The organism is Veillonella sp. Ser01 (assembly GCF_053850375.1).
Map to the genome: position 1 here is coordinate 603,397 of NZ_JBSPUA010000001.1, position 13,400 is coordinate 616,796.

The 13,400-nt window shown below is 37.0% G+C and carries 11 protein-coding genes; all 11 read right to left on the reverse strand.

All coding sequences use genetic code 11. The annotated features are described in order from the left end of the window. Positions 1-5: 5 nt before the first annotated feature. The 11 genes from ACWTVK_RS02875 to secA all read right to left on the reverse strand — a co-directional run bounded on the left by ACWTVK_RS02875 (position 6) and on the right by secA (position 13,248). A complete protein-coding gene (locus ACWTVK_RS02875; RefSeq protein ID WP_456045872.1) occupies positions 6-1,145 on the reverse strand; it encodes a S41 family peptidase in 1,140 nt (379 codons plus the stop codon). 1 nt (position 1,146) lies between these two features. Further along, positions 1,147-2,352 (reverse strand): murein hydrolase activator EnvC family protein, encoded by a 1,206-nt coding sequence (locus ACWTVK_RS02880; protein WP_456045873.1) that lies wholly within the window; start codon positions 2,350-2,352, stop codon positions 1,147-1,149. Continuing rightward, positions 2,352-3,239: a permease-like cell division protein FtsX gene (gene ftsX, locus ACWTVK_RS02885; protein ID WP_105085529.1), complete on the reverse strand. Its 888-nt coding sequence runs from the start codon at positions 3,237-3,239 to the stop codon at positions 2,352-2,354. Before ftsX ends, ACWTVK_RS02880 begins: the two co-directional genes overlap by 1 nt. Beyond that, a complete protein-coding gene (ftsE, locus tag ACWTVK_RS02890) occupies positions 3,229-3,915 on the reverse strand; it encodes a cell division ATP-binding protein FtsE (protein WP_303939547.1) in 687 nt (228 codons plus the stop codon). Before ftsE ends, ftsX begins: the two co-directional genes overlap by 11 nt. 14 nt (positions 3,916-3,929) lie before the next feature. Then, positions 3,930-4,862 (reverse strand): transketolase family protein, encoded by a 933-nt coding sequence (locus ACWTVK_RS02895; RefSeq protein ID WP_456045875.1) that lies wholly within the window; start codon positions 4,860-4,862, stop codon positions 3,930-3,932. Further along, positions 4,862-5,698 carry a transketolase gene (locus ACWTVK_RS02900; protein ID WP_060924672.1) on the reverse strand — a complete coding sequence of 279 codons (837 nt, stop codon included), beginning with the start codon at positions 5,696-5,698 and terminating at the stop codon, positions 4,862-4,864. Before ACWTVK_RS02900 ends, ACWTVK_RS02895 begins: the two co-directional genes overlap by 1 nt. 33 nt (positions 5,699-5,731) lie before the next feature. Next, positions 5,732-6,832 carry a polysaccharide pyruvyl transferase CsaB gene (csaB, locus tag ACWTVK_RS02905; RefSeq protein WP_105089106.1) on the reverse strand — a complete coding sequence of 367 codons (1,101 nt, stop codon included), beginning with the start codon at positions 6,830-6,832 and terminating at the stop codon, positions 5,732-5,734. Beyond that, the gene (locus ACWTVK_RS02910) at positions 6,825-8,867 is read right to left on the reverse strand and encodes a DUF5693 family protein (RefSeq protein WP_456045876.1); all 2,043 of its coding nucleotides are present in this window, start codon (positions 8,865-8,867) and stop codon (positions 6,825-6,827) included. The genes csaB and ACWTVK_RS02910 overlap by 8 nt, the downstream gene beginning before the upstream one ends. Before the next feature lie 12 nt (positions 8,868-8,879). Then, a complete protein-coding gene (locus tag ACWTVK_RS02915) occupies positions 8,880-9,575 on the reverse strand; it encodes an LmeA family phospholipid-binding protein (protein WP_024066682.1) in 696 nt (231 codons plus the stop codon). An 8-nt stretch (positions 9,576-9,583) separates the two neighbouring features. Next, positions 9,584-10,691 (reverse strand): peptide chain release factor 2 gene (gene prfB / locus ACWTVK_RS02920; RefSeq protein ID WP_456045877.1). Its coding sequence is split into 2 segments (ribosomal slippage): positions 9,584-10,633 and positions 10,635-10,691, totalling 1,107 coding nucleotides; the frame shifts between segments, so codons are not numbered across the junction. A 121-nt stretch (positions 10,692-10,812) separates the two neighbouring features. Continuing rightward, positions 10,813-13,248: a preprotein translocase subunit SecA gene (gene secA / locus ACWTVK_RS02925; RefSeq protein WP_456045878.1), complete on the reverse strand. Its 2,436-nt coding sequence runs from the start codon at positions 13,246-13,248 to the stop codon at positions 10,813-10,815. Positions 13,249-13,400: the final 152 nt, after the last annotated feature.

Below are 13,400 nucleotides of genomic sequence, written 5' to 3' on the forward strand. Positions count from 1 at the left end.
ACGCATTATTGCTGTAATAACTCTAATGCCTTTTTAATTTGAATATCATCTACTGTACTAGATGGATTTACACCTTTTGGTAGATCAAGTTCTACATCTGGTTTAATACCAATGCCATCAATAACACGGTCATTTGGTGTATGGTATTTAGCTATAGTTACCTTAACGCCCTCATTATCAAGGCTAGGGTAAATAGTTTGAACTGTACCTTTACCATATGTATTAGTACCTAAAATAGTACCTAGTTTACGGTCTTGAATAGCACCAGCTATAATTTCAGATGCACTAGCAGATCCTTTATTAACAAGAACTACTAATGGCATAGCTACTTCTGGGCCGTTCGACTTATAAACATCTTTTTTACCAGCTCGATTTTGTACCGTTACTAGTGTACCTGGAGGCATAATATAGTTAGAAATCTTTTCTGTTGTAGATAACAAACCACCAGGATTATCACGGAGATCTAACACCAGTTCCTTCATACCTTGAGATTGCAATTCTTTAAACTGTGTTTCAAAATCATCAGCTGTATTTTCAGCGAATTGACTAATACGAATGTACCCCACTGTACTTGTGAGCATTTTACTTTTAACAGTTGGTAACACAATAGATTCACGAGTGATATCAAAGTGCAATGTTTCACCATTGCGCTCTATATCAAGGGCTACAACAGTACCTGCCTCACCGCGAATTCGAGAGGATGCATCTTCTACAGTTATATCACTTGTGGATTGACCATCGATAGCAATAATATGGTCTCCAGGTTTAATGCCTGCTTTGAAAGCTGGTTGATCTTCCATAATACTAACTGCATATAAACCTTTATCATCATGCCCAAGAACCATGCCTACACCAGCATAAGTACCAGATGTTTGCATTTTCATGGCCTTAAATTCATCAGCATCTAAATAAACACTATGAGGCTCTCCCAAAGAGCCAATCAAACCTTTTAACATACCATCATAAAGGGTAGCTTTAGACATAGGTGTCATAAAGACTTGACTCGCAGCATAGTAGGCTACAAATAGTCTTGGTAACCCCCAGAATGAACCAGATAGATACCAAAACATGAGCCACATAATAACGATGCCAGAGCCTATATATTTCAATAGGCTCCATAACACCGTACGTGTATCAAATTTCATATTATAAATATCCCATAGGATCCACAGGATCCCCACTTATACGAACTTCAAAATGTACGTGTGGCCCAGTACTATTACCAGTGCTACCAGCATAGGCTATAACTTGACCTTTAGATACATCTTGACCTTCAGAGACAGCAAGCTCAGAATTATGGCCATAAAGGGTAGACATGCCATTGCCATGGTCGATAACTACGGCATAACCATAGCCGCCCATCCAACCAGACCAAACAACAGTACCACCATCAGCAGCATGAACAGGTGTACCTTCATCAACACCAATATCTATACCAGAATGGTAAATTGTTGTTCCCCAAATTGGATGTGTACGATAACCATATGGGGAAGTAATTTCACCACTTACAGGCCACCCCAGTTGACCAGAACCTTGCACCCAAGAGTAACTTGGTGCAGACTGTTGAGCTGCTGCTGCGGCCGCCGCTTCTGCAGCAGCACGAGCCGCTGCACGTTCCGCTTGACGTGCTTTTAATAGCGCAGTAATTTGAGCGGAAGAAGCATTGAGTTCTTCCACAGCTTGCATTGCAGTGGCACGATCATTTTGTGCTTTTTGAAGAACGACTTCCCGTTCTTTCTTCTTTTGTTCAATTTCAGCTTGTTTAGCTACTGCTGCCTTTTCAAGCTCCACTAATTTAGCTCGAGATTGCTCAAGAGCTTGTTTACGTGTAGCAATTTCAGCACGTTCTTTTTTGATTTCATCGATTAATTTAATGTCAGCATCAATAATGCGTTTTAAAATCTCTAGTCGATTTGCAAAATCACTAAAGTCTTTAGAACCAATAACAACATCTAAATAACTTAGACGACCATTGATATAAATGTCACGTACACGCTTATAAAATACGGACTCCCGTCCTTCTAAACGTTTTTGTGCTTCTGCTAGTAACTTTTCATTAACAGTAATATCATTTTCAACGGCTACACGTTGTTGTTGAATAGACTCTAACTGTTGTTGAGCTTGACGCAATTGCTCTTCAATTTGACGCAACTGTTCAGATACGCTTACAATGACAGTTTCAGCATCAGCTTTAATAGAGTTTTGTTGATTAACTTGTTGTTGAATTGAATCTAATTGATTCGTTAAATCCTCATCTTCCGCAACAATGTATAGTGGTGTTCCCAGTACTACTATACCTGTTAAAATTGTTGCCACCAGACGGGATTTGATTGTGTTGTATTTCATAAACATTACACCTTCATGTATTGTTTTAAAGAAATTGTACTACCAATAGCACCTACTATAATACCGCCAACTAAAATATAGATAGCCACATCATAGAAGAATGGGAACATTGGTACTAATGGGAAGAATGCTAAAGACTCAGAAACTTCCATAGTAATAAAATGGTAGAATTCACCTACACAAAGAACGGCAATAATAGCTCCAACTAAACCTAATAACATGCCTTCTATCAAGAATGGCCAACGGATAAAGCCATTTGTTGCACCTACATATTTCATAATGGCAATTTCTTTACGACGAGCGAACACAGTCAAACGAATTGTATTAGAAATGATGAATAATGTAGCTGCTGCTAAGAATGCAATTAATACGATACCACCAATTCTGATAACTTGAGTTATACGGAAGAGTTCTTCCACAATATCTTGACCATAATGTGTACTTTCAACACCTTGGAATGTGGTAGCTAATTTAGCTGTAGCCTTAACATCACTAGGATTATCAAAGGTTAATACATAAGAATTTGGCAATGGATTTACATCACCTAAGGCATTTACTAATTGTTGTTGATCACCAAGACGAGCTTTGAATTCCTTCATAGCTTGCTCTTTATTAACAAACTCAAGCTTTTTAAGGTTTGGTATGGCCTTAATTTGCTTACCTACCGCCATAATTTGGTCAGTTGTTAAGCCGTCTTTTAAGTAAATGCTTAGCTGTACTTGGTTTTCCAAGCTAGATGCCATGTTATTCAAATTGATAACACCGCAAAGGAATACACCAAGCATAAATAGAGATAAAGCCACTGTAGAAATAGATGCTAACGTCATAAGACCGTTACGCTTCATAGATTTGAGGGCTTCTTTAAAAAAGTATTTCAATGTTCTAGGCTTCATTAATTTCAGCACCTCTCATATTATCACTTTGAACGCGACCATCTTTAAGACGAATAACACGTTTATTTAAATACGAAACAAGATCCATATTATGGGTAACCATAATAACAGTTGTACCAAAATTATTGATATGCTTAAACAAATCTACAATACCTTTACTTGTATCAGGATCGAGATTACCAGTCGGTTCATCAGCAATGAGCACAGATGGTCGATTTACAATGGCGCGGGCAATAGCAACACGTTGTTGTTCACCACCAGATAGATCCTCTGGTAAATCATTTGCCTTGTCAGTTAACCCAACAAGCTCTAGTACATGACTTACCTTTTCTTTAATTACCTTTGGTTTCTCTTCAATTACCTCAAGTGCAAAAGCAATATTTTCTGATACCGTTTTATTCGGTAATAACCGGAAATCTTGGAATACAACACCAAGTTTTCTACGTAATTTTGGAATTTTACTACGCTTCATACGCGTAACATCAAAATCATCAACTATAACAGTACCCGTGTCAGGTACTACTTCATGAGTTAATAATTTAAATAGAGTTGATTTCCCTGCACCGCTGTGACCACAAATGAGGACAAATTCGCCGTCATTTATAGTTAAACACACATCGTCTACTGCAACAGAACCATTATCATAGACTTTACTAACATTCTTAAATTCAATCATGGGATCCCCTTTGATTATTTACGAGTGATTACACGTTTTACTGCTTCTACAATGTCTTTTGCTGTTAAACCATATTTAGCCATTAATTCTTTTGGTGTACCACTCTCCCCAAATGTATCTCGGACACCAACGAATTCCATAGGTACTGGCTTATTAGCAACAACAACTTCAGACACAGCAGAACCTAGGCCACCAATGATATTATGTTCTTCAGCTGTAACAATAGCACCTGTTTCAGTAGCTGCCTTTACGATTGCATCTGCATCAATTGGTTTGATAGATGCCATATTAATAACGCGTGCAGATACATTAGATTCAGCTAAGGTTTTTGCCGCCTCAACAGCAGGACCAACCAAAGCACCACAAGCGATAATTGTTACATCAGAACCTTCAACTAAAGTAGTAGATTTACCCGGTACAAAAGTATAACCTTCAGCTGTTACATCATCTACACCAGCACGGCCTAAACGAACATATACAGGACCCTCATAAGCTGCAGCCCATTCAACTACAGCTTCTGTTTCACGTTCATCCGCAGGTACTACTACAGTCATATTAGGTAGTGTACGCATACAAGAAATATCTTCCAAGCTTTGATGTGTAGCACCATCTTCACCTACTGTAATACCCGCATGTGTAGCACAAACTTTTACATTCAATTTTGGATAACATACAGCATTGCGAATTTGTTCAAATGCACGACCTGTTGCAAACATTGCAAAGGAAGAAACAAATGGGATTTTACCAGCTGCTGCAAGACCAGCACCAACAGAAATCAAATTTTGTTCTGCAATACCTACATTAAAGAAACGATCAGGGCAAACATTTTTAAATGTATCAGTTTTAGTAGATTTTGATAAATCTGCATCTAATACGATAATATTTGTATTTTCTTTACCAATGCGAGCTAACGCATTACCATATGCTTCACGTGTTGCTTTACCCATTATTGTACCCCCATAATTTCATTAACAAAGGCTATACCTTGCTCAGCGCTTGGTGCTTTGCCATGCCAACCTGCTTGGCCTTCCATTTCTTCAACGCCCTTACCTTTTACAGTATGCATTACAATGCAAGTTGGGCCTTCTGTAAAAGCTTTAGCGGCTTCAATAGCATTATGAAGTTCATCAAGATCATGACCATTTACTTCAATAACATTCCAGTTAAAAGCTTTAAATTTCTCAGGAATAGGCAATGGAGAAAGAACTTTAGTAATATCCCCATCAATTTGAAGACCATTAAAGTCGACAAAAGCAGTTAAATTATTGAGTTTATAATGGCCAGCAAACATAGCAGCTTCCCATACTTGACCTTCTTCAAGTTCACCATCACCAAGAATGGAATAAACACGGTAATCAGCATTGTCGATTTTACCAGCCAATGCCATGCCACATGCTGCAGAGATACCTTGACCCAAGGAACCTGTGGACATATCAACACCTGGAATATGTTTCATATCAGGGTGACCTTGTAACATATGGTCAATTTTACGTAAATTCAAAAGTTCATCTTTAGAAAAGTAACCTTTTTCAGCCAATGTAGCATATAATGCAGGCGCTGCATGACCTTTAGAAAGGACAAAGCGATCTCTATTAGGAGCTTTTGGATTTGCTGGATCTACATTCATTTCTACATAGTACAACAAGGCCATCACATCGGCGATGGATAGAGAACCACCGGGGTGACCAGATTTCGCTGCCGTTACAGACTGAACAATACTCACGCGAATAGCTTTTGCCTTCTCTTGAACTAGTTGTTTAACATCTTGTGTTAATGTAGCCATAGAGACCTCACTTTCTGGATTAGATCCAATATATTAATAATTTTTAAGTAATGAAATAGCGATTTCTGCATTGCGTTGAGAGTTAACACGTAATGCTTCAATACGATCATAAGATGCTTGGTACTCTTCTCTTGAATTTAAGAGCTTATGACATCTCTGATATAAAGCCTCTTCTCTAAGATGGGTCATTGTACCAATTGGTTCTTGACCAATCATATGTAAGAAACTAGTGATTTTAGGATCGTAGGAAATGCCAATTACAGGTTTCTTCATTAAAGAACTAAATACTAATGCATGAAGACGTATGCCAATCATAAGGTCTACATTACCAGACAAGGATACTTGTTCCTCTGTAGAGAATGGTCCTTCAAGAACAATAGCTCCTTTTGGCATATAACTAGCAATAATTTTAGCTTCTTTTGTATCCTCTGGATGAGACATAGGTATAAATATAATCTCTACATTATCCTGTTCTTGCAGTCGACTTAACACATTGGCTAGTGATTCACGGTATTCTGTATCATCTTTCCAACTACGAACAGCTACTCCGATTCGTTTTGGAGCTTCTGTAGATATAGGTAGCTTTGATGTATAGCCATCTAGAATGCGTTTTCCAATATATAAATCAGCTGGTTGCATGGCTAATACAGCATCAGCCGTAACCTCAACATCTTCAATTCCTAAGGAATCTAATTCAGATTTAGAAATAGAATCACGAACCGTTATAGTATCCACAAAACGTAAAATAAAGCTAACAGCTTTTCTTGTAGAAGGACGATTTAAAGGTCCAATACCTTGTGAGTATAGCATCACCTTTTTACCCATCATTTTTGCTAAAGCCATAATGCTTAAGTAGTAATATGTATTGCGAATACTAGTAGCATCTTGTAACAGGCTGCCTCCGCCACTGATAACTAAATCAGAATTTGAAATAGCCTTTAGAATACCGAATGCAGAAAAGGTTCCTACCGCATGAATATTGTGCTTTTTGCTCGTCTCTGTAGGATTACCAGAAATAACAGTAATATGCGCATCTGCTTCCTCTTTACGAATGGCATCGATAATAGCACAAAGCATTGCTTCATCACCAGCATTACCAAAACCATAGTAGCCGGAGATAACAATATTACTCATGGTCAACCTCCCGAGCTTGGAACCATTGTGTTACATACATCATGAAACGAACAGCAATGATAAGAAGCAAACCTAAGAGCGCACCAATTAACAAACCATCATATCCACGCATAATAGACATGAATACAGGAGTTCTAATATGACAGAATGTTTCAACCATAGACGCTATGCCAATAACACCAGCAATAGTTAATAAGAAATGAATCACTGTAGGCCATTTTCGTAAGAATGCAAAAGTAGCCAACATTAATGCAGGGTGACCAATAATAAACTCTTTTTCTCTAGGTCTTGCATACAGTGTATTTTCAAGGAAACGACGAAGCATGAGCTCAAAGCCTGGTACAGGAACACCTGCTGTATGACCACTGCGGCCAACAAACACCCATGCCACGCCACCAAGAGCAGCCATTACAAAGAATACGTAGAATTTAACATCCATTGTTAAGAATTCAACTACAAATTTCTTTGCTTCTTCTTTAGAGTTAATCATACGACCTTTCCACAATGGGAAACGTTGTAAATAAGCGATAATCACCAATAGAACTGGAAGTACAAATGTTAATTTAACACCTCTAAAGATAGCAAATTCCATGAAGAATTTTGTATTACCTAGTAAAGATGCAATATACATTCCTCCAATAGCTGCAAAGAGTGCAGCAATAACGAGATAGAATACTGCTAATACTGTTGATTTAATAGCACCTAATGGACGAGACCCATTATAACGACGCCATTCTTCCATCAAACGGATCATAGCACCTACAGGAGCCATAATAGCACTAGATAATGCCCAAATTTGAGTAATCAGTGTGCCACTTGTAATGATGAACAATACAATAGATAGTAATGAAATACCGAAAAATGCTACCAATTGTTTATGTTTACTCATTGGAATTAGCATTTGACCAACGTAAACGAAAAGTGCAATAGCACCTATCATAGTAATAACCACTAACAATGGATTAGGTGTATATGCTGGATAAATATCAGCAGGACCAAATTCATAACCTTTTGTAGATAGTTTTTCAGTAGTCATACCAATATAGTTAATGGTAGTTTGTAATACTGTTTCATTATTTACACCAGTTTCATACATAGGGAATAAATTGAAACGAATATTTCGTTCAATATCACTAATATAGAAACGTTGTGCGGCTTCTTCAGGAGTAATTTTCTTTAATTCGTCCTTAGCAATTGTATATACACGACCAACGCTATAATTCTCTTTAGCAGCCATTTCTAAGAAACCTTGTTGTGGCTCATATTGAAGTTGGTTAACAGCTTCGATACCAACTAAAGGAATATGATTTTTATGTAATAATTCTAAGGTTTCATCAGTTAAGTTAGGCGCACCAAGAGCTTCTTTGCCAGCAAAAATCATACCAGTAACATGTGGAATTCCTTCAAGACGTTTAAATAGATATTGAAGATCTTCAGACGTTACATTTCTGTAATTTGTAGGTCGAACAATAACATTAAATCCACGATTAGCAACTTCTTGTGCTTGTAACTTGGAAATACCAAGGTTCATTTGTAAATAACTATCTGCAGTGGCACCATATAATTCAAGGACTGGACCAATACTAGTATTAAGTTCTTTTACCTTATCTTTACCTATACGATGATATAAATCCTCGCGAATTTCTTTATAATAGCCTTCTTTACCAGAAACTAAGCCTACATAAAGTGCACCGTGTTTAACGGACGCACCATTGACCCGGACAGAGTCCATTTCTTCGGAGGTTAACACCTTAACTTGACCAGCATCTTTTGCTTTTTCTAAAGTACGATCATAAATAGCAAATGCTGTTACACCTGCATTTCTAAGCGCATCAAAGGCCTCTTGTTGACTACGTTTTTCAAAGGCATTAGCCCGTAAAACAGCATCATAATCTACGATATTTTCAATATGATTTTGAGATTTTTCAATCTGATGGCGTTCAAATACTAAGTATAAAGAGGATACAAGACCTACAATGATACATAATATAAGAATCCAAGAGTACTTACTTTTTTGGGTGTTCCGATGATTCACGACAAATCCTTTCTAGTTGAGCACTGGTTTAACTTTAATGTGAATTTCACCATTATCGATAGTTAAGCTTTCTGCTTTTACAGGAATAGGGAAGTTATTGAAGTTATAGATTTCAGTAGCTTCTAATACATTAGATGTTAAACCTGGGATAGTTGCACCATTAATGGTGAATTTCTTAGGTGCAAATAATAACGTATTATCCTTTAATTCTAGATTGCCATCTAATTTAACAGCGCCTTTAAATACCATACCTACATTCATCTTGCCAGTTAAACTAATGTTATCTTTACTAATATTTACTTGTACATCTTGAATTTCACTGCCTGCTTGAGTGCTTAAAAATGTTGCTAAATCTTCATTAGTAACTATACCGTCAATACTTGAGTTTCCTACTCTAACAACATCTATTTCTTGGCTAGCCAATAATGAAATTGGATTAACTAGAATTTGTGTTGCATCATATTTGAAGTTTGCAAAATTTAATTTACCAAGTTTTACATCATCTAAAGAACCGTAAACATGATCAGCTTCACCATAAAGTAATTTGAATCCTGGTTGAGACTCAACATTTACAGTTTGAGCAGATGGTTTTAGGGAATCATTTAATTGTTTTTCAATACGAGAACTAATATAAGAAGGTAATAAAAATTGTGTTGCTGCTGCCAAGGCAATAATCAGCACTAGTAGGAATAGTAAAAACTTTTTCATAAGAGCTCCTAAATTATTAAATTTGCTTCTTTTTTCAAGAAGCCTTCCATAAATTGATCTAAATTACCATCCATAACGGATTGTACATTCCCTGTTTCAACACCTGTACGATGATCCTTAACGAGATTATATGGGTGGAATACGTAGGAGCGAATTTGACTGCCCCATTCAATGGCTTGGTATGTACCACCTATTTGCTCTTTAAGTTCTGCTTGTTTTTCTAATTCTAATTCAAATAATTTTGCTCGTAATAAGCGTAGTGCTTGTTCCCTATTTTGCATTTGGGAACGTTGTGTTTGACATTGTACTACGATACCAGTTGGTCTATGCGTCATACGTACAGCAGAATCAGTTTTATTAATATGCTGACCACCAGCGCCACTAGCGCGATATGTGTCTACTTGTACATCCTTCATGTCTATATTAATTTCTACTGTATCATCAATTTCTGGCATTACATCAACAGCAGCAAAGGATGTATGACGACGTGCCGCAGCATCAAACGGTGAGATACGAACAAGACGGTGTACGCCTTTTTCAGATTTCAAATAGCCAAAAGCATTTTCACCTTTAATTAAAAATGTAGCAGATTTAGTGCCCGCCTCATCACCGGGCTGTTCATCCATCAATTCAATAGAAAATCCTGCTTTTTCAGCCCAACGTAAGTACATGCGAATGAGCATAGAACACCAATCTTGTGCTTCTGTACCACCTGCACCAGCATGGAATGTTAAGATCGCATTATTAGCATCATACTCACCACTAAGCAATAAAAGAACTTCTTGTTTTTCTACAGTTTCTTCTATTTGTTGAACATAATCCTTTATTTCTCCTTCTAGAGAGCGATCATCTTCCTCTATAGCCATCTCAAGCATTACATTAGCATCTTCAATATCACTAACAAGTTGTTTATAGCTTTCTACAGCATTCTTTAATTGTGTGGCTTCTTGAGAAATCTCACGAGCTTTATCAGGGTCATCCCAAAATGTAGGATCGCTCATTTGCACATCTAATGTAAAGATTCTATCTTCTTTCTGAGCAATGTTAAAGTGAATCCCTCATTCCATAAATACGTTCTTCTAGATTAGAAATAATCGGTTTTAAATCTTCTAACAATTTATGTTCACCACCTTTAACTTATTAGCTTATTACATCGATAAACTATCACCTTAATAAAATAGAAAAATGGCCATTGCCCAGAAGGAAATCCCCTTGAGCAACGTGCCATTCACAAATCTTAATCTATGTTTTGTGGCTCCAACACATCTTCATGATGGGATTGTGCACCTTCTAAGTGGTCAACTGGTTCTTCAATTTCTTGAATCAATTGTGCACGAATTTTGTATAACGCCATGATTGTTTCATCTTGAATTGCAGCAATCATGTTTTGGAACATCTCAAAGGCTTCAAATTTATATTCCACCAATGGATTTTTTTGACCATATGCACGAAGTCCAATACCTTCACGCAACATATCCATATTGTCCAAATGTTCCATCCATTTGTTATCAACAACGCGCAACATAATAGCCTTTTCAAGTTGGCCAAACATAGCCTCGCCAAGCATATCAACGCGATCTTGATACTCAGCATGAGCAATTTCAAGTAAACGTTCTAACAATTCTTGACGGCTATATTCTTCCATATCTTGAGAGGACATAATCTCTTCTGTTAAGAAATATTGACTTAAATGCTTATAAAGACCTTCATAATCCCATTCTTCTGGATATAATTTTTCATCTGCATAAGCATCTACAGATTCAGTAACAAGTTTATCAATCATTTCATTGATTGTGTCACGTAAGGATTCGTTACGTAAAATACGACGACGTTGTTCGTATAATACTTCACGTTGTTGATTCATAACATCATCATACTCAAGGACATATTTACGAATATTATAGTTATGATCTTCTACTTTCTTTTGAGCACGTTCAATAGATTTAGTAATCAAAGAATGCTCAATAGGCTCATCTTCTTCCATGCCTAATTTATCCATGATACCTGTGATATTATCAGCACCAAAGATACGCATTAAATCATCTTCTAAGGATAAGAAGAATTGAGAGGAACCTGGGTCACCTTGACGACCAGCACGACCACGCAACTGATTATCAATACGGCGACTTTCATGACGTTCAGTACCTAAGATAGCCAAACCGCCTAATTCAGGGACACCTTCACCAAGTGTGATATCAGTACCACGACCAGCCATGTTTGTAGCAATTGTTACCATACCCATTTGACCTGCATTTGCAACAATTTCCGCCTCTTTTTCATGGTGTTTAGCATTCAATACATTATGAGGAACCCCTGCACGTAATAACATATCTGAAAGTTCTTCAGATTGTGTAATAGATGTAGTACCAATCAAAATCGGTTGACCAGTTTGATGGCGTTCTACAGCATTACGTACTACAGCACGATATTTAGCAGCCTTTGTTTTAAAGATTTGATCAGGCAAATCTACACGAGCCAATGGTTTATTTGGAGGAATAGGTAATACTTCCAAACCGTAAATATCGATAAATTCTTTTTCCTCTGTTTTGGCTGTACCAGTCATACCAGCAAGCTTTTTATACATACGGAAATAGTTTTGGAATGTAACAGAAGCTAATGTTTGGCTTTCACGTTCTACCTTCAAGCCTTCTTTAGCTTCGATTGCTTGGTGTAAACCATCGGAATAACGACGACCAAACATCAAACGACCTGTGAATTCATCGACGATAACAACTTCACCATCTTTAACTACATAATCAGTATCGCGATGCATCATAGCATATGCACGAAGAGATGCACCAAGTAGATGATTTAACTCAATGTTTTCTGCATCATACAAGTTTTCAACACCAAGCATTTTTTCGACTTTAGCAATACCAGAATCTGTAGGTGCAATAGTTTTTTGTTTTTCATCAATTGTATAATCTTCATCTTTCACAAGATGAGGAACAATTTTAGCTAACTTATAGTAATTATCTGTAGAACGTTGACCAGGACCAGAAATAATTAGTGGAGTTCTCGCTTCATCGATAAGGATGGAGTCAACTTCATCGACAATTGCATAATTCAATGGACGTTGTACCATTTGTGATACATCAGATACCATGTTATCGCGCAAATAGTCAAAACCGAACTCATTATTTGTACCATATGTAATGTCGCATGCATATGCTTCTTTACGTTGGTTAAAATCGAGATTCGCTACAATAAGACCTGTAGAAAGACCTAAGAAGTTATATAAACGCCCCATTTGTTCGCTATCGCGAGTCGCTAAATAATCATTTACTGTAACAACATGCACCCCATTGCCTGTCAAAGCATTTAGATATACTGGTAATGTAGCAACTAATGTTTTACCTTCACCAGTACGCATTTCTGCAATATTACCTCTATGAAGGCAAATACCACCAATCAACTGTACATCAAAATGACGCATGCCTAACACGCGTTTAGACGCTTCACGAACTACGGCAAATGCTTCTGGTAAAATGTCGTCTAACGTTTCCCCTTTTTGCAAACGACGTTTAAACTCATCGGTTTTTGCTACTAAGTTAGCATCACTTAATTTAACATAATTCGGTTCAATTTCATTAATATGATCAGCAATAGCACGCATTTTCTTAATTTCTTTTGCGTTATTATTGCCTAATAGCCTTTGTAAAAAGCTTAACAAACAAATCACTCCTCTATAGGACATCTTACATTATTTTATCTAATTTATTATAACGAAAATGCCTTGAATAGTCAAAGAATTCAAGGCATTTCACGATTATTTATAGGTTTTTATAAAAAAGGTGGATGACTCAAAATGGTCATCCACCTTAG

What these genes read in the sequence shown, in the direction of transcription:
- ACWTVK_RS02880 (WP_456045873.1), bottom strand. Translation starts at nt 2,352, where the DNA reads ATGTTTATGAAATACAACACAATCAAATCCCGTCTGGTGGCAACAATT.
- ftsX (WP_105085529.1), bottom strand. Translation starts at nt 3,239, where the DNA reads ATGAAGCCTAGAACATTGAAATACTTTTTTAAAGAAGCCCTCAAATCT.
- ACWTVK_RS02895 (WP_456045875.1), bottom strand. Translation starts at nt 4,862, where the DNA reads ATGGGTAAAGCAACACGTGAAGCATATGGTAATGCGTTAGCTCGCATT.
- csaB (WP_105089106.1), bottom strand. Translation starts at nt 6,832, where the DNA reads ATGAGTAATATTGTTATCTCCGGCTACTATGGTTTTGGTAATGCTGGT.
- ACWTVK_RS02875 (WP_456045872.1), bottom strand. Translation starts at nt 1,145, where the DNA reads ATGAAATTTGATACACGTACGGTGTTATGGAGCCTATTGAAATATATA.
- ftsE (WP_303939547.1), bottom strand. Translation starts at nt 3,915, where the DNA reads ATGATTGAATTTAAGAATGTTAGTAAAGTCTATGATAATGGTTCTGTT.
- ACWTVK_RS02900 (WP_060924672.1), bottom strand. Translation starts at nt 5,698, where the DNA reads ATGGCTACATTAACACAAGATGTTAAACAACTAGTTCAAGAGAAGGCA.
- ACWTVK_RS02915 (WP_024066682.1), bottom strand. Translation starts at nt 9,575, where the DNA reads ATGAAAAAGTTTTTACTATTCCTACTAGTGCTGATTATTGCCTTGGCA.